14 protein-coding genes are annotated in these 16,241 nt (G+C 70.4%); all 14 read left to right on the top strand.

Annotation, left to right across the window (positions count from 1 at the left end):
• Window positions 1-147 precede the first annotated feature (147 nt).
• The 14 genes from DKT68_RS26445 (at window position 148) to chvE (ending at window position 16,236) form a co-directional block, all read left to right on the top strand.
• A complete protein-coding gene (locus DKT68_RS26445; protein WP_109820086.1) occupies window positions 148-1,359 on the top strand; it encodes an FUSC family protein in 1,212 nt (403 codons plus the stop codon).
• An 89-nt stretch (window positions 1,360-1,448) separates the two neighbouring features.
• The gene (locus DKT68_RS26440; protein WP_109820085.1) at window positions 1,449-1,973 is read left to right on the top strand and encodes a hypothetical protein; all 525 of its coding nucleotides are present in this window, start codon (window positions 1,449-1,451) and stop codon (window positions 1,971-1,973) included.
• Window positions 1,974-2,044: 71 nt separating this feature from the next.
• Window positions 2,045-2,887: a DUF4097 family beta strand repeat-containing protein gene (locus tag DKT68_RS26435; RefSeq protein ID WP_109820084.1), complete on the top strand. Its 843-nt coding sequence runs from the start codon at window positions 2,045-2,047 to the stop codon at window positions 2,885-2,887.
• Window positions 2,888-2,931: 44 nt separating this feature from the next.
• A complete protein-coding gene (locus DKT68_RS26430) occupies window positions 2,932-3,888 on the top strand; it encodes an ATP-binding cassette domain-containing protein (protein WP_109820083.1) in 957 nt (318 codons plus the stop codon).
• The gene (locus tag DKT68_RS26425; protein ID WP_109820082.1) at window positions 3,885-4,673 is read left to right on the top strand and encodes an ABC transporter permease; all 789 of its coding nucleotides are present in this window, start codon (window positions 3,885-3,887) and stop codon (window positions 4,671-4,673) included. Before DKT68_RS26430 ends, DKT68_RS26425 begins: the two co-directional genes overlap by 4 nt.
• 219 nt (window positions 4,674-4,892) lie before the next feature.
• Complete coding sequence (gene araB, locus DKT68_RS26420) at window positions 4,893-6,575, top strand: ribulokinase (RefSeq protein ID WP_109820140.1); 1,683 nt, start codon at window positions 4,893-4,895, stop codon at window positions 6,573-6,575.
• Window positions 6,572-7,264: an L-ribulose-5-phosphate 4-epimerase gene (locus DKT68_RS26415; RefSeq protein WP_109820081.1), complete on the top strand. Its 693-nt coding sequence runs from the start codon at window positions 6,572-6,574 to the stop codon at window positions 7,262-7,264. Before araB ends, DKT68_RS26415 begins: the two co-directional genes overlap by 4 nt.
• A gap of 124 nt (window positions 7,265-7,388) precedes the next feature.
• Window positions 7,389-8,390: an ABC transporter substrate-binding protein gene (locus DKT68_RS26410; RefSeq protein ID WP_201749199.1), complete on the top strand. Its 1,002-nt coding sequence runs from the start codon at window positions 7,389-7,391 to the stop codon at window positions 8,388-8,390.
• A gap of 72 nt (window positions 8,391-8,462) precedes the next feature.
• Window positions 8,463-10,004 carry a sugar ABC transporter ATP-binding protein gene (locus DKT68_RS26405; protein WP_109820079.1) on the top strand — a complete coding sequence of 514 codons (1,542 nt, stop codon included), beginning with the start codon at window positions 8,463-8,465 and terminating at the stop codon, window positions 10,002-10,004.
• Window positions 10,001-11,071 (top strand): ABC transporter permease, encoded by a 1,071-nt coding sequence (locus DKT68_RS26400; protein WP_109820078.1) that lies wholly within the window; start codon window positions 10,001-10,003, stop codon window positions 11,069-11,071. Before DKT68_RS26405 ends, DKT68_RS26400 begins: the two co-directional genes overlap by 4 nt.
• Window positions 11,068-12,057: a galactofuranose ABC transporter, permease protein YjfF gene (yjfF, locus tag DKT68_RS26395; RefSeq protein WP_109820077.1), complete on the top strand. Its 990-nt coding sequence runs from the start codon at window positions 11,068-11,070 to the stop codon at window positions 12,055-12,057. The genes DKT68_RS26400 and yjfF overlap by 4 nt, the downstream gene beginning before the upstream one ends.
• A 26-nt stretch (window positions 12,058-12,083) precedes the next feature.
• Complete coding sequence (gene araA, locus DKT68_RS26390; RefSeq protein ID WP_109820076.1) at window positions 12,084-13,586, top strand: L-arabinose isomerase; 1,503 nt, start codon at window positions 12,084-12,086, stop codon at window positions 13,584-13,586.
• 270 nt (window positions 13,587-13,856) lie between these two features.
• Complete coding sequence (locus DKT68_RS26385) at window positions 13,857-14,846, top strand: LacI family DNA-binding transcriptional regulator (RefSeq protein WP_201749198.1); 990 nt, start codon at window positions 13,857-13,859, stop codon at window positions 14,844-14,846.
• A gap of 247 nt (window positions 14,847-15,093) precedes the next feature.
• Entirely contained in the window at window positions 15,094-16,236 is a 1,143-nt protein-coding gene (chvE, locus tag DKT68_RS26380; RefSeq protein ID WP_109820075.1) for a multiple monosaccharide ABC transporter substrate-binding protein, read from the top strand.
• The last annotated feature ends 5 nt before the right edge of the window (window positions 16,237-16,241 follow it).

Genomic DNA, 16,241 nt, shown 5'->3' with positions numbered 1-16,241 from the left:
GGTACTCCCCGGTGGGGGTGCCGCACGCGCCCTCGACCCGGACGCCGCGGACCGGCTCTGGGCGTACGCCGGGAAGACGCTCGTATCGCGCTGAGCGAGCCGGGCGGCGGTCAGGACTGATCGGGGCCGGGCGGGGTAGGTGCCGGGATGGTCGAGGCCGGTCGGCACGCAGCGCGGGGGGACGCGTCGACCCGGGTCGACGACACCGCCCCTGCCGGCCTCGCGGCGACCCTCGCCCGGCTTCGTGGCCGTTCGCGGGCCACCCTGCGGGACCGGTCGCGTCGGGTACGCGCCGTCGGCGGGATCGCCCTCCAGGCCGGCCTCGCCGCGGCGCTGTCCTGGCTGGTGGCGCACCAGGTGCTGCAGATCTCGCAGCCGGTCTTCGCACCGATCTCCGCGGTGTCGACCCTCGCCGCGTCGGTCGGCCAACGTCTGCGGCGGACCGTCGAGCTGATCATCGGGGTCACGGTCGGCGTGCTGATCGGCGACCTGCTGCTGCTGGTGATCGGCACCGGGTGGTGGCAGCTCGCCCTGATCGTCGTGTTGGCGATCGTCGTCGCGCTGTTCCTCGCCGGCAGCGCGGCGGCGGTGATCCAGGCGGGGGCGACCGCGGTGCTCATCTGCACGCTCAGTCCGTCCGTGCGCGACCTGGAGATTCCCCGATTCCTGGACGCCCTCATCGGCGGAGCGGTGGCGCTGCTGGTCACGGCCGTCCTGCTGCCGCTGAACCCGCTGCGGGTGCTCAACCGGGCCGCGCGTCCCGCGCTGGACCTCCTGAGTGACCAACTCGATGCCACCGCCGGCGCGTTGGCCGATCAGGACGCGGCGCCGGCACGTGCGGCACGCGCGGAGCTGCGCCAGAACAAGGACGAGGTGAAGGCGCTCGTCGAGGCGACCCAGGGCGCGCGGGAGGCCAGCACCCTGTCGCCGTTGCACTGGCACGAACGGCACGGGCCGGTGGGCCGGTACGCGGAGGCGGCGGCGCCGATCGACCGGTCGATGCGCAACAGCGGGACGCTGATCCGTCGGGCGGTGAGCCTGATCGAGGACGGCGAGCCGGTGCCGGAGCCCATGCCGAGGGCGGTCGCGGAGCTGGCCGAGGCGGTCCGGCTCATGAAGCGGCAGTTCGCTGCCGGTGACGAGCCCACGCGGGCGCGGGAGCGGGCGCTGCGGGCAGTCTGCGCGGCGGGAGACGCCTACCGGGAGGGGGTCGGCTTCTCCGGTGCGGTCGTCGTCGCACAGGTCCGTACGACCGCCAGCGACCTGCTGGTGGCGACCGGCCTGACGCAGGGGGTCGCGAATCGCCTGGTCCGGCGCGCGTTCGGCGAGATGAGGCCGCCGCCTGCCGCGCGCGGCTGACCAGCATCCGGCCGCCCTTTCTCGGGCTTTGGCATCATCGTGAGCCGAAGATGTTGCGCCCTGAGCCAAAGTGATGCCATGATGGCGTCATGGACCTGAGGCCGCATGTCGAGAACCTGCGTAACGAGTTCGCCGTCGCCGCGGAGGGCGTCGACCCGGACGGCCGAGCGGTGGCCGAGCGGCTCTTCACCCAACTGGAGGCGGCGACCCGCCTCATGCTGCTCGACGCGCTGTCCGACGCGGCCGACGAGATCACCCGGGAGCTCGCGCCCGGGTCGGTGCACGTCCGGCTGCGCGGACGCGAGCCCGACTTCGTGGTGACGCCGGCCAGCCCGCCGACCGACGGGGGTGGCGAGGACGCCGGCCCACCCGCGCTGCCGGCGCCGGTGCCGGCAACCGGCGGCGACGAGGGCGGCACGTCGCGGATCAACCTCCGACTCCCCGACCAGTTGAAGGCCAGCGTCGAGGAGGCCGCCAGCCGGGCCGGGCTGTCCGTCAACGCCTGGCTCGTGCGAGCGGTCGCCGGCGCCGTCGGGGCTGGCGAGGCGGACCGTCGCCCGGCGCGCCGAATGGAGCCACGCTCCGGCCAGCACTTCACCGGCTGGGCGCGCTGACCCCGTACTCCTTTCCCTTCCCCACCGCTCACCTGCGGCGATGGCCGCTGCCCACCTTTTGGGAGACCACCATGCCTGTTTTCGACACGCCAGAGCCCATCTCCGTCCAGATCGAGCTGCCGGTCGGGGACGCCTGGATCAGCGCGACCGACCGTGCCGACACCGTCGTGGAGGTGCGGCCCCGCAACCCGTCGAACAAGGCCGACGTGAGCGCCGCGGAGCAGACCACCGTCGAGTTCTCCGGCGGGCAACTGATGATCAGGGCGCCGAAGAGCTGGCGCCGCTACGGCTTCGGCACCGGTCCCTCGGTCGATGTCCTGATCGAGGTGCCGACGGGGTCCCGCGTGCACGCCGAGGCGTCGTGGGCGGCGTTCCGCTGCGAGGGGCGACTCGGCGAGTGCGACTTCAAGACCGGCGGCGCGATCCGGCTCGACCAGACCGGGCCGCTGGAGATCGACAACAGCCACGGTGAGGTCGCCGTGGAACGCGTGGCCGGTCCGGCCCGGGTGAAGGCCTCCTCCGGCAAGGTGCGCCTCGGCGAGGTCGAGGGCGCCGCCGAGATCAAGAACTCCTCCGGCGACTGCTGGATCGGCCGGAGTGCCGGCCACGTCCGGGTCAACAGCGCCTACGGCGACATCATCGTGGACGAGGCGCTGGCCTCGGTGTCGGCCCGCACCGCTTACGGCAACGTCCGGCTCGGGGCCGTGGTGCGGGGTGCGATCGAGTTGCAGACCTCCTACGGAGCCATCGAGGTCGGCGTCCGCCGCGGGACCGCCGCCTGGCTCGACGTCAGCTCCCGCCACGGCCGGGTGCACAACGCGCTCGACACGACCGAAGCCCCGCCGCAGACCGACGACACGGTCGAGGTCCGGGCGAGCACCTCCTACGGCGACATCACGATCCGCCGCGCCTGACGGACCGCGCGCGGCGACAACCCGGCACACGAATCGAGGAGACCATGGCCAGCCCTTCCCGACCCGCAATAGTCGCGACCGGCCTGCGAAAGTCGTACGGCGACAAGGTCGTGCTCGACGGCATCGACCTGCAGATCGCCGACGGAACGATCTTCGCCCTGCTCGGCCCCAACGGCGCCGGCAAGACCACCACCGTGCAGATCCTGTCCACCCTGATCGCCGCCGACGGCGGCGAGGCCCGCATCGGTGGTCACGACCTGACCCGGGAGCCCGACGCGGTACGGGAACTGATCGGCGTCACCGGCCAGTTCTCCGCCGTCGACAACCTGCTCACCGGCCGGGAGAACCTCAGCCTGATGGCCGACCTGCGCCACCTCGGCAGGGCGGCCGGCCGACGACGCGTCGTGGAGCTGCTCGAGCAGTTCGACCTGGCGGAGGCGGCGGGCAAGCCGGTGGCGACGTACTCCGGCGGCATGCGCCGGCGGCTCGACCTCGCGATGACCCTGGTCGGTGAGCCACGTGTCATCTTCCTCGACGAGCCGACGACGGGCCTCGACCCGCGCAGCCGGCGCGCGATGTGGCAGATCATCCGTGATCTCGTCGCCGGTGGCGTCACCATCCTCCTGACCACGCAATACCTGGAGGAGGCCGACCAGCTCGCCGACCGGGTCGCGTTCCTCGACCACGGCCGCCTGATCGCCGAGGGCAGCCCGCACGAGCTGAAGCGGCTCATCCCCGGCGGTCATGTCGTCCTGCAGTTCGCCGACCACGCCGGGCTCGACTCGGCCGCCGGCCTGTTCGCGCCGGCCACCCGGGACGACGCGGCGCTCACCCTCCAGATCCCGAGCGACGGTGGCGTCGGGTCGCTGCGATCCCTGCTCGACCAGCTCGACCGCGCCTCGATAAGCGTGGCCGGTCTCACCGTGCACGGCCCCGACCTCGACGACGTCTTCCTCACCCTGACCGGCCGACCCGACAACGAAAGGGCCATGGCGCGATGAGCACCCTCACCCTCGCTGCCCGCGACTCCGGCACGATGCTGCGGCGCAACCTCCTGCACATGCGGCGCTACCCGTCGATGACGCTCCTGCTCGTCGGCGTTCCGGTCATCATCCTGCTCCTCTTCGTCTACGTGTTCGGCGGCACGCTCGGCGCCGGCCTCGGCCCCACCGGCGACCGCGCCGAGTACGCGAACTACGTCACCCCCGGCATCCTGCTCATCACCGTCGCCAGCGCGGCGCAGGGCACCGCCATCTCGGTTGCCATGGACATGACCGAGGGCATCATCGCCCGGTTCCGCACCATGGCGATCTTCCGGCCGTCGGTCCTCACCGGGCACGTGCTGGGCAGCCTGATCCAGACGATGCTCAGCCTCGCGGCGGTGACCGGCGTGGCACTGCTCGTCGGCTTCCGGCCCACCGCCAATCCGGTCGAGTGGCTCGCCGCGATCGGTGTCCTCGCGATGATCACCTTCGCGCTCACGTGGCTGTCGGTGGCCCTCGGGCTGGTGACCAAGAGCGTCGAGACGGCGAGCAACCTGCCCATGCCGCTGGTGCTGCTGCCGTTCCTCGGCAGCGGGTTCGTCCCCACCGACTCGATGCCGACGGCGGTGCGGTTGTTCGCCGACTACCAGCCCTTCACGCCCGTCATGGAAACCCTCCGCGGCCTGCTGCTCGGCACCGGAATCGGCAGCAACGCCATCCTCGCGGTCGCCTGGTGTGTCGCCATCACCGTCCTCTGCTTCCTCTGGGCCAAGGCGCTGTACAACCGGGACCCCGCCCGCTGACCCTCGGCTGGCGCCCGCCCGCGCTCCAGCGGTGACAACCCGACGACCCGGCCGACAGGCCGGGTCGTCGGCCGTTCGGCGCCCGGCCCTGCGTGCGGGGTCACGGCGGCGCCGAGCGCGTCCGGCCGCTGGTCGGCGTTACGGAGCTGTTGCCGGCAGGTGTCTTGACGACGATAGATGTGAGCGTTAACACTGAGCCGGTCGACGGTGGAGGTGGACATGATTCCTGTGGACGGAGCTGGCGAACGCTACGTCGTCGGTGTCGACTTCGGCACCCTGTCGGGGCGAGCCCTGGTGGTCCGTGTCGGTGACGGCGCCGAGCTGGGGACCGCGGTGCACGAGTACGGCGACGGAGTCATCAGCGTCGCCCTTCCCGGCGGTCGACCGCTGCCGCCCGACTGGGCCCTGCAGAATCCGGACGACTACCGCGACGTGTTGCGATATGCCGTCCCGGCGGCCGTGTCCGCCGCGGGGGTCGACCCGACCGCGATCGTCGGCATCGGCATCGACTTCACCGCCTGCACGGTGCTGCCGACGTTCGCCGACGGCACGCCGCTCTGCGAGGCGCCGGAGCTGCGCGACCGTCCACACTCCTGGGTCAAGCTGTGGAAGCACCACGCCGCCCAGCCGCACGCCGACCGGATCAACGCCCTGGCGCACGAGCGGGCCGAGCCGTGGATCGGGCGCTACGGCGGCAAGATCTCGGCCGAGTGGCAGTTCGCCAAGGGCCTCCAGATCCTCGAGGAGGACCCGGAGGTCTACCACCGGGCCGAACGCTTCATCGAGGCCGCGGACTGGATCGTCTGGCAGCTCAGCGGCACCGAGACCCGCAACGTCTGCACGGCCGGTTACAAGGGCATCCTGCAGGATGGCCGGTACCCGTCCGAGAGCTTCCTGACCGCGCTCAACCCCGACTTCGGGGGCTTCGTGGCCAAGCTCGACGGTCCGCTGCTGCCCCTTGGCGCCCGGGCCGGCACGCTCACCGCCCGGGCCGCCGCGTGGACCGGCCTGCCCGAGGGGATCGCGGTGGCCGCCGGCAACGTCGACGCGCACGTCACCGCCGCCTCCGCGCAGGCCGTGGAGCCCGGCCGGCTCGTCGCCATCATGGGCACCTCCACCTGCCACGTGGTCAACGGCCCGCACGTCGCCGAGGTGGCCGGGATGTGCGGCGTCGTCGACGGAGGCATCAGTGCCGGCGCGTGGGGTTACGAGGCCGGGCAGAGCGGTGTCGGCGACATCTTCGGCTGGTTCGTCGAGCACGCCGCCCCGGCCGGAGTCGCCTCGCACGAACGCCTCACCGAGCTGGCCGCCAGCCAGCCGGTCGGCGCGCACGGCCTGATCGCGCTGGACTGGTGGAACGGCAACAGATCACTGCTGGTCAACCACGACCTCAGCGGGATGATCGTCGGGATGACGCTGGCCACCCGCCCGCAGGACGTCTACCGGGCGCTGCTGGAGTCCACGGCGTACGGCACACGGATGATCATCGAGGCGTTCGTCGAGGCCGGGGTGGCGGTGAACGACCTGGTGATCGCCGGTGGTCTCACCTCCAACGAGCTGCTCATGCAGATCTACGCCGACGTGACCAACCGACCGCTGAACCTCATCGTCTCCGGGCAGGGGCCGGCGCTCGGGTCGGCAATCCACGCCGCCGTCGCCGCCGGCGAGTACGCGTCGATCCACGAAGCCTCGCAGGCGATGGGCCGGGTGCACGAGGCCGTCTACCGACCGGACCCGGAGCGGGCACGCGCGTACGACGCCCTCTACGCCGAGTACCGGACGCTGCACGACCACTTCGGTCGCGGCGGCAACGACGTCATGCTGCGCCTGCGGGCGATCCGCAACGCGGCGGTCCGGTCCGCCGCGCCCACGCAGGGCACCGCGCTGGAGGTGGTCGCATGAACGCCGAGCTGACCCGACAGGTGAGCGAGCTGCGCGAGACGGTCGCCCGCCTGCACTCCGAGCTGACCCGGTACGGCCTGGTGGCCTGGACGGCCGGCAACATCTCCGCCCGGGTTCCCGGGCAGAAGCTCATGGTGATCAAGCCGAGCGGCGTCGGCTACGACGAGCTCTCGGCGGCCACCATGGTGGTCTGCGACCTCGACGGCGTCCTCGTCGAGGGAGACCTCGCCCCGTCCAGCGACACCGCCGCCCACGCCTACGTCTACCGGGCCATGCCGGAGGTCGGCGGGGTGGTGCACACGCACAGCGCGTACGCCACCGCGTGGGCCGCCCGTGGCGAGGCGATCCCCTGCCACCTCACCGCCCAGGCCGACGAGTTCGGCGGCGAGGTCCCGGTGGGCCCGTTCGCGCTGATCGGCGGCGACGACATCGGCAAGGGCATCGTCACCACCCTCGCCGGGCACCGTTCGCCGGCGGTGCTCATGCGCAACCACGGCGTCTTCACCATCGGCCGCGACGCCCGTGCGGCGGTCAAGGCGGCGGTCATGTGCGAGGACGTCGCCCGCACCGCGCACCTGGCACGCGCACTCGGGCAGCCGCTGCCGATCGCACAGGCCGACATCGACGCGCTCTACCACCGTTACCAGACCGTCTACGGCCAGAAACCGGTCCCGCCCACGGGCTCGTGACAGTCCAATCCGGATCGAGCCGGCACGGGTCATCGATTTTCTGCTATGTATTCACCCGCGTACACCGCTTCTCGCACGACGGCGGTCGGCGCGGTCACCACCACACCGAGCCCAAGGAGATCCGATGAGAAAGATGCGAACGCACTCCGCTCCGTGGCGCGCCGCCGCGGTCCTCGCCAGCGTGCTGCTCGTCGGCAGTGTGGCGGCCTGCGGCAACAGCGACACCGGCGGCGGGTCGAAGGACGACGGCAAGATCACCCTGGGTTTCTCTCAGGTCGGCGCTGAGAGCGGTTGGCGTACCGCGAACACCACCTCGATCAAGGATGCCGCCACCGCCGCGGGTATCGAGCTGAAGTTCGACGACGCGCAGCAGAAGCAGGAAAACCAGATCAAGGCGATCCGCAACTACATCCAGCAGAAGGTCGACGTGATCGCCTTCTCGCCGGTCGTGGAGTCCGGGTGGGACACCGTGCTCAAGGAGGCCAAGGACGCCGACATCCCGGTCATCCTGACCGACCGCTCGGTCGACTCGGCCGACAAGTCGCTGTACAAGACTTTCCTCGGCTCGGACTTCATCAAGGAGGGCCGGCTCGCCGGTGAGTGGCTGGTCGAGCAGAAGAAGACCGCCTCGGGCCCGGTGAACATCGTGGAGTTGCAGGGCACCACCGGCGCGGCGCCGGCGAACGACCGCAAGAAGGGCTTCGCCGAGGCGATCGCCGCCAACCCGAACCTGAAGGTCATCGCCTCCCAGACGGGCGACTTCACCAGGGCCGGCGGCAAGCAGGTCATGGAGCAGTTCCTCAAGGCCAACCCGAAGATCGACGTGTTGTTCGCGCACAACGACGACATGGGCCTGGGCGCGCTCGAGGCGATCACCGCCGCCGGCAAGGTGCCCGGCAAGGACATCACCATCATCACGGTCGACGCCGTCAAGGACGGCATGCAGGCTCTCGCCGACGGGAAGTTCAACTTCATCGCGGAGTGCAGCCCGCTGCTCGGCCCACAGCTGATGGACCTGGCCAAGAAGGTCCACGCGGGCGAGGAGGTGCCTGCTCGCATCGAGACCGAGGAGACCACCTTCACGCAGGAGCAGGCCAAGGAGGCTCTGCCCAACCGCAAGTACTGACCGACACCGGGGGGCCGCCGCGCAAGTACGGCGGCCCCCCGTGTCCACAACCTCCAGAAGAGGCCTGATCGGATGACGGATAACCGTCCGGTCCTGACGATGACCGGGATCAGCAAGTCCTTCCCCGGAGTGCGCGCACTCCACGACGTCAACTTCCGGCTCCTCCCCGGCGAGGTGCACGCCCTGATGGGCGAGAACGGCGCCGGCAAGTCGACCCTCATCAAGGTGCTGACGGGCGTCTACGACACCGACGCGGGCGCGATCACGCTCCACGGCGAGCCGGTGTCCTTCGCCGGCCCGATGCAGGCGACGGCCGCCGGGGTGAGCACCGTCTACCAGGAGGTCAACCTCTGCACCAACCTCTCGGTCGCGGAGAACATCTTCATCGGGCGTGAGCCCCGGCTTCTCGGCGCCGTCCGCTGGGGTGAGGTCCGCCGCCGCGCCCGTACGCTGCTGGCCCGCCTCGAACTCGACCTCGACGTCAGCGCCCCACTCGGGTCGTACTCCCTGGCGATCCAGCAGATGGTCGCCATCGCCCGCGCGATCGACATCCAGGCCCGGGTGCTGATCCTGGACGAGCCGACGTCCAGCCTCGACGCCGGCGAGGTCGCGCAGCTGTTCCGGATCATGCGGCAACTGCGCGACGAGGGCATCGCGATCCTGTTCGTGACCCACTTCCTCGACCAGGTCTACGAGATCGCGGACCGCATCACCGTGCTGCGCAACGGCGGACTCGTCGGCGAGTACACGACCACCGAGCTGCCCCAGCTCGGCCTCGTCGAGAAGATGATCGGCAAGGAACTCGACGTCCTCGAGGGGATCGAGGAGCACTCCCGACGGGACCTGGCCGCGGTGGAGGAGGGCACCCCTCTGGTGGCGGTGTCGAACTTCGGCCGGGCGGGGGCGGTCGAGCCGTTCAGCCTCACCATCCACGCCGGTGAGGTGGTGGGCCTGGCCGGCCTGCTGGGCTCCGGGCGTACCGAAGTGGCGCGGTTGTTGTTCGGGGCCGACCGGCCGGACGGCGGTCAGGTCACGGTCGACGGCAGGCCGAGCAGCTTGCGTACCCCCGCGCAGGCCATCGACCACGGCGTCGGCTTCTGTTCCGAGAACCGCCGCGCGGAGGGCATCGTCGCCGACCTGTCGGTCCGCGAGAACCTGATCCTCGCCATGCAGGCCGCCCGTGGCTGGCTGCGGCCCATTCCGCGTCGCCGGCAGGACGAGTTGGTCGACAAGTACATCAAGGCACTCACCATCCGGCCGTCCGACCCGGAGGTGCCGGTGCGCAACCTCTCCGGCGGCAACCAGCAGAAGGTGCTCCTCGCCCGGTGGCTGATCACCGAGCCACGGCTGCTGATCCTCGACGAGCCCACCCGGGGCATCGACATCGGCGCGAAGACCGAGATCCAGAAGCTGGTGACGCAGCTGTCCGACGGTGGCATGGCCGTGCTCTTCATCTCCGCCGAGCTGGAGGAGGTGCTGCGCCTCAGCCACAAGGTGGCCGTGATGCGGGACCGGCAGATGGTCGCGCAGCTCGCCAACGACGACACCCTCGACGCCGACCGCGTCATGCAGACCATCGCCAGTGGATCCCACGGGGAGGAGGCCGACCGATGAACGACACCATGGGCCGTTACCGGGCGATGACCGGTCACCGGCTGTTCTGGCCCGCCGCCGTGCTCGTCGTCATGTTGGCCGCGAACACGATCTACCGGCCCGGGTTCCTGTCGATCGAGCTCAAGGACGGGCACCTGTACGGCTCACCGATCGACATCCTGCGGCTGAGCGCCCCGCTGATCCTCGTCGCGCTGGGCATGACCCTGGTCATCTCGACCGGCGGCATCGACCTGTCGGTGGGCTCGGTCTGCGCGATCAGCGGTGCGATCGCCTGCATGTACATCAGCAGGCAGCCCGACCAGGACAGCCTGCCCGTGGTGCTGACCGCCCTCGCGATGGCGATGGGGGTCTCGCTCGTGCTCGGCACCTGGAACGGGGTGCTGGTGGCGGTGATCGGGATCCAACCGATCATCGCCACGCTGATCCTGATGGTGGCCGGCCGGGGCCTCGCCCAGCTGATCACCCAGGGTCAGATCATCACCATCAACTCCGACCCGTTCCGGGCGATCGGGCTGGGCCACCTGCTGACCCTGCCGCTGGCCATCTTCATCGCCCTCGCCGCGGCCCTGCTCGTCGCCGCGTTCACCCGCCGCACCGCGCTCGGCATGATCATCGAGTCGGTGGGCGGTAACGCCGAGGCGAGCCGACTCGCCGGCATCCGCTCCGGCCGGGTCATCTTCCTCGCGTACGTACTCAGCGCCACCTGTGCCGCGGTCGCCGGTTTCATGATGACGGCCAACGTCTCCAGCGCCGACGGCAACGCCGTCGGCCTCTGGGTGGAGCTCGACGCCATTCTCGCGGTCGTCATCGGCGGTACGTCCCTCGCCGGCGGCCGGTTCTTCCTCAGCGGCACGATCCTCGGCGCGCTGATCATCCAGACCCTGACCACCACGGTGTACGCCATGAACATCTCACCGCAGACCTCGCTGCTGTTCAAGGCGGTTGTGGTGATCGCCGTCTGCCTCATCCAGGCGCCGGCGTTCCGGGCCCGGTTCACCCGCCGCCGGAGCAGCGCACCGCCGCCCAGCCCGATCGCCGACAAGCCGAAGGAGCAGGTGCCGGCATGACCACTGGAACGCTCACCGCCGGCCGTGCCCGGTTCCGGCTGCCGAGGCGGCAAATACCGGTCCTGGCGACGCTCGCCCTGCTCCTGGTGATGTACGGCATCGGGGTCTCCCAATACCAGGCGTTCTCCAACGTGCAGGTCATCTTCAACATCTTCATCGACAACGGCTTCCTGCTCGTCGTCGCGGTGGGCATGACCTTCGTGATCCTCACCGGAGGCATCGACCTGTCGGTCGGGTCCGTCGTCGCCATGACGGCGATGGTGTCGGCCTCGCTGCTTCAGAAGGGCCTGCCGGCGGCACTCGTGCTCGTCATCGCCCTGCTCATCGGCCCGACGCTGGGCCTGCTGATGGGCTGCGCCATCCACTTCTTCGAGATCCAGCCGTTCATCGTCACGCTCGCCGGGATGTTCTTCGCCCGGGGCATGTGCACGTTCATCTCCGGCTCGTCCATCCCGATCAGTGACGGGTTCTGGACCAGGATGTCCCAGGAGCGGATCGGCGACCCCCGGGGCAACTTCGTGTCGATCAGCGTGCTCATCGCCTTCGCCGTGGTCGCCGTCGCCGCGTACACGCTGGCCTACACCCGTCTCGGGCGCAACGTGTACGCCATCGGCGGCAACCCGCAGTCGGCGCTGCTGATGGGCCTGCCGGTGGGGCGTACCCGGATCGCCGTCTACACGATCAGCGGCCTGTGCTCCGCGATCGGCGGGATCCTGCTGTCCTTCTACACCCTCTCCGGCGCGCCACTGATCGCCGTGGGCATGGAGTTGGACGTCATCGCCGCCGTCGTCATCGGTGGCACCGTCCTCACCGGTGGCTCCGGATACGTCTTCGGCACGGTGCTCGGCGTCCTGGTCCTGGGCGTGATCCAGACCCTCATCACCTTCGACGGAAGCCTGAACTCCTGGTGGACCAGGATCGTGATCGGCGGCCTGCTCTTCGCGTTCATCCTCTTCCAGCGCCTCGTCGGAATCCGTTACAAGTGAACGCTCCTCTCGCGGAAGGCAACTCCATGGCACCACGCAGCGCACCCGAGATCTGGTTCCTCACCGGCAGCCAGGGCATGTACGGCGAGGAGACGCTCCGGCAGGTGGCCGAGCAGTCCCGTGTGATCGCGGCCGCGCTCGACGACTCGCCGCAGATTCCCGCCCGGGTGGTCTGGAAGCCCGTCCTGACCAACAGCGGTGAGATTCTGCGGGTGTGCCGCGACGCCGCCGCGCAGGGGGCGATCGGGGTCGTCGCGTGGATGCACACCTTCTCTCCGGCGAAGATGTGGATCGCCGGGCTGGACGCCCTGCAGACGCCGCTGCTGCACCTGCACACCCAGGCCAACGTCCTGCTGCCGTGGGACGAGATCGACATGGACTTCATGAACCTGAACCAGGCCGCACACGGCGACCGTGAGTTCGGGTACGTCCAGACCCGGCTCGGCGTGGCACGCAAGACCGTGGCCGGGCACGTCAGCGACCCGCGGGTGACCGCCCGGGTCGGGGCGTGGGCCCGCGCGGCGCTCGGCTGGTCGGCGATGCGGTCGCTGCGACTGGCCCGCTTCGGCGACAACATGCGCGACGTCGCCGTGACCGAGGGTGACAAGGTCGAGGCGGAGCTGCGCTTCGGGGTGTCGGTCAACACCTACGGCGTCAACGACCTGGTCAAGGTGGTCGACGACGTCGCGGACGCGCAGATCGACGACCTGGTCAAGGAGTACGACGACAGCTACCGGATCGTCCCGGAGCTGCGTTCCGGGGGTGACCGGCACGACTCGTTGCGGTACGCCGCCCGCCTGGAGCTGGGCATGCGCGCCTTCCTCGACGCCGGCGGGTTCCGGGCGTTCACCACGAACTTCGAGGACCTCGGCGGGCTGCGTCAGCTTCCCGGGATCGCCGTGCAGCGGCTGATGGCCGACGGCTACGGCTTCGGCGGCGAGGGCGACTGGAAGACCTCCGTGCTGGTGCGCACCCTCAAGGCGATGTCCGTGGGCGTCGACGGTGGCACGTCGTTCATGGAGGACTACACCTACGACCTCACGCCGGGCGAGGAGCTGGTGCTGGGCGCGCACATGCTCGAGGTCTGCCCGACCATCGCGGCCGGTGTGCCCGACGTGGAGATCCACCCGCTGAGCATCGGCGGACGGGAGGACCCGGTCCGGCTCGTGTTCGACGCGGCACCCGGTCCGGCGGTGGTGCTCGGGCTGGCCGACATGGGCGAGCGCTTCCGGCTCGTGGCCAACGAGATCGACGTCGTGTCCCCGCCGCAGCCGCTGCGGCGGCTGCCGGTGGCCCGGGCCGTCTGGCGTCCGCGACCGGACCTGCCCGGCTCGGCCGAGGCGTGGATCACCGCCGGCGCCCCGCACCACACCGTGCTGTCGCAGGCGGTCGGTGTGGAGGAGTTGCACGACCTGGCGGAGATGAGCCGCACCGAACTCGTCGTGATCGACGCCGACACCGAGCCCCGCCGCTTCGCCGACGAGATTCGCTGGAACCAGGCGTACTACCGGCTCGCCCGCGGCTTCTAGCATGATCACGAGTGGGTGAGGCGGTGAGCGCGACGGGCGGCGTGGGCGGCACGACGCGCCACCGCGCGTCGCGTCGCCCCCGGCCGGCCGCACGTCGGTTCCGGGTGGCGGCTGACGTAGACTGGCGGCCATCCAGCGCTGGTCAGCGGGGGTCCTGCACCGGCGTGACGGCTGAGCGACGGCATCGGTCGACCGCTCCGGTCGACGTCGGCGGGCCGCGGCTTCGGGTACGCAGACGGGGGGAGTGACATGGCCGTGCACGGTCCGGCGATGACCGACGTCGCCCGTCTGGCCGGCGTCTCCCACCAGACCGTGTCGCGGGTGCTCAACGGGCACCCCAACGTCCGCGAGCAGACCCGGTTGCGGGTGCGCGCGGCCATCGCCGAGCTCGGCTACCGACCGAACGGCGCGGCGCGCGCGCTGGTGACCGGCCGTTCGCAGGTCATTGGCGTGGTCGCGCAGAACACGACGTTGTACGGGCCGGCGTCCTTGCTGGCCGCGTTGGAGCAGACCGCCGCGGAGGAGGGTTTCGCGGTCAGTGTGGGCAGCGTGCGGGACCTCGACCACCGGTCCATCTCGGCCGCCGTCGAGCGGCACCTGTCGCACCGGGTCGCCGGCATCGTCGTCATCGCGCCGGTCGAGTCGGCCGGCGAGGCGCTGGAACGCCTACCCAAGGACGTCCCGCTGGTCACGGTCGACGGTGACCCGCGCCGCCCGGTGCCGTTGGTGACGGTCGACCAGGTGGCGGGCGCCCGGGCGGCGACCCAGCACCTGCTCGACGCCGGGCACCGTACCGTCTGGCACGTGTCGGGGCCGTCCGACTGGTTCGACGGCGCCGGCCGGATCGAGGGCTGGCGTGACGCGCTGCTGGCCGCGGGTGTGGAACCGCCGCCGTTGCTGCAGGGAGACTGGTCCGCGGCCTCGGGATACCGGTGCGGGCAGATGCTGGCACGGATGCCCGAGGTCACCGCCGTCTTCACCGCCAACGACCATCTCGCGCTGGGCGTGCTGCGGGCGTTGCACGAGTTCGGCCGACGCGTGCCGGACGAGATCAGCCTGGTCGGCTTCGACGACGTGCCGGAGGCGGCCTACTTCATTCCGCCGCTGACCACGGTCCGTCCGGACTTCGACGCGGTGGCGCGGGCGAGCATCCACATGTTGCTGAGCCAGATCGAATCGGGCACCGGAGAGGCGCTGCGGCAGACGATCGCCCCGACCCTGGTCGCCCGCGACAGCGTCGCCGCACCACCCCGCCGCTGACGACGCCCAGCTCGGCCGCCCCGGGGCGCGCCGACCGCGCGCATCGGGTCGGTGCCGCCGCTATGCCGTCGTGCATCCGGTGTGGAGGCCGGATTCGGGATGGCCTTGCCAGACGCGCCGCCGTTACGAGACCGTGACACCGGTATTTCCGACCAAGTGTTGACGTGCGATATGTGAGCGCTAACACTACCCGGAAGGTGACAGGTGGCCCCGGCGGTCGGCGGGGGAGTCCAGAGAGGAGAAGCCCGTGGGCAGGAAGTTCCTGGTAGCTCTCGGCGGCGCGGTGCTGGCGCTGAGCCTGGCGGCGTGCAGTGGCGAGGGTGCTGGCAGCGGCGGTGACACCAGCGGAGACAAGCCCGGCGACCTGACCATCGGTGTCTCGATGCCGACGCAGACCTCCGAGCGGTGGATCGCCGACGGCAACGCGGTGAAGCAGAAGCTGGAGGCGAAGGGCTACAAGGTCGACCTCCAGTACGCGGGTGACGACATCCCCACCCAGTCCCAGCAGGTCGACCAGATGATCACCCAGGGCGCGGACGTCCTGGTCATCGCGGCGATCGACGGCACGGCGCTCAGCGGCCAGTTGCAGGCCGCCGCCGACGCGAAGATCCCGGTGATCGCGTACGACCGGTTGATCCGCGGCAGCAAGAACGTCGACTTCTACGTCAGCTTCGACAACTACAAGGTGGGCGTCGCCCAGGCCACCGGCCTGCTCGTCGGTCTCGGCCTGCAGAACAAGGACGGCTCGAAGGGCACGGCGAAGGGCCCGTTCAACGTCGAACTCTTCGCCGGCTCGCTCGACGACAACAACACCCAGTACTTCTTCGGCGGGGCGATGGACACGCTGAAGCCGTTCATCGACGCCGGCACCCTGAAGGTGAAGTCGCGCCAGACCACCATCGAGCAGGTGGCCATCCTGCGGTGGCAGCAGGAGACCGCGCAGAAGCGGATGGAGGACCTGCTCACCTCCAGCTACAACGACGGCGCGCGGGTCGACGGGGTGCTGTCGCCGTACGACGGGATCTCCCGGGGCATCATCACCGCCCTGCAGAACGCGGGCTACGGCGCCGCGGCCAAGAAGTTCCCGGTGGTGACCGGCCAGGACGCGGAGATCGCCTCGATCAAACTGATCAACGACGGCGTGCAGAGCTCCACCGTCTTCAAGGACACCCGGCTGCTCGCCGAGCAGGCCGTGAACGCCGCCGAGGCGTTCCTGCAGGACAAGCAGCCGCAGGCCAACGACACGCAGACGTACAACAACGGCGTCAAGGTCGTGCCGGCGTACCTGCTGCCGATCGCGACCGTCTACAAGGACGACATCAAGGCCACGCTGATCGACTCCGGTTACTGGACGGCGGAAGAGGTCGCCGCCGGTCAGGCCAAGAAGTAGGCCAT

It is taken from the genome of Micromonospora acroterricola (assembly GCF_003172955.1).
Taxonomy (GTDB): domain Bacteria; phylum Actinomycetota; class Actinomycetes; order Mycobacteriales; family Micromonosporaceae; genus Micromonospora; species Micromonospora acroterricola.
The sequence above is the reverse complement of the archived record's forward strand: the minus strand, read 5'-3'. Positions and strand labels throughout refer to the sequence as shown.

What these genes read in the sequence shown, in the direction of transcription:
- DKT68_RS26410 (WP_201749199.1), top strand. Translation starts at nt 7,389, where the DNA reads ATGAGAAAGATGCGAACGCACTCCGCTCCGTGGCGCGCCGCCGCGGTC.
- DKT68_RS26430 (WP_109820083.1), top strand. Translation starts at nt 2,932, where the DNA reads ATGGCCAGCCCTTCCCGACCCGCAATAGTCGCGACCGGCCTGCGAAAG.
- DKT68_RS26405 (WP_109820079.1), top strand. Translation starts at nt 8,463, where the DNA reads ATGACGGATAACCGTCCGGTCCTGACGATGACCGGGATCAGCAAGTCC.
- DKT68_RS26400 (WP_109820078.1), top strand. Translation starts at nt 10,001, where the DNA reads ATGAACGACACCATGGGCCGTTACCGGGCGATGACCGGTCACCGGCTG.
- DKT68_RS26445 (WP_109820086.1), top strand. Translation starts at nt 148, where the DNA reads ATGGTCGAGGCCGGTCGGCACGCAGCGCGGGGGGACGCGTCGACCCGG.
- araA (WP_109820076.1), top strand. Translation starts at nt 12,084, where the DNA reads ATGGCACCACGCAGCGCACCCGAGATCTGGTTCCTCACCGGCAGCCAG.
- yjfF (WP_109820077.1), top strand. Translation starts at nt 11,068, where the DNA reads ATGACCACTGGAACGCTCACCGCCGGCCGTGCCCGGTTCCGGCTGCCG.
- DKT68_RS26385 (WP_201749198.1), top strand. Translation starts at nt 13,857, where the DNA reads ATGACCGACGTCGCCCGTCTGGCCGGCGTCTCCCACCAGACCGTGTCG.
- DKT68_RS26425 (WP_109820082.1), top strand. Translation starts at nt 3,885, where the DNA reads ATGAGCACCCTCACCCTCGCTGCCCGCGACTCCGGCACGATGCTGCGG.
- araB (WP_109820140.1), top strand. Translation starts at nt 4,893, where the DNA reads ATGATTCCTGTGGACGGAGCTGGCGAACGCTACGTCGTCGGTGTCGAC.
- DKT68_RS26435 (WP_109820084.1), top strand. Translation starts at nt 2,045, where the DNA reads ATGCCTGTTTTCGACACGCCAGAGCCCATCTCCGTCCAGATCGAGCTG.
- DKT68_RS26415 (WP_109820081.1), top strand. Translation starts at nt 6,572, where the DNA reads ATGAACGCCGAGCTGACCCGACAGGTGAGCGAGCTGCGCGAGACGGTC.
- DKT68_RS26440 (WP_109820085.1), top strand. Translation starts at nt 1,449, where the DNA reads ATGGACCTGAGGCCGCATGTCGAGAACCTGCGTAACGAGTTCGCCGTC.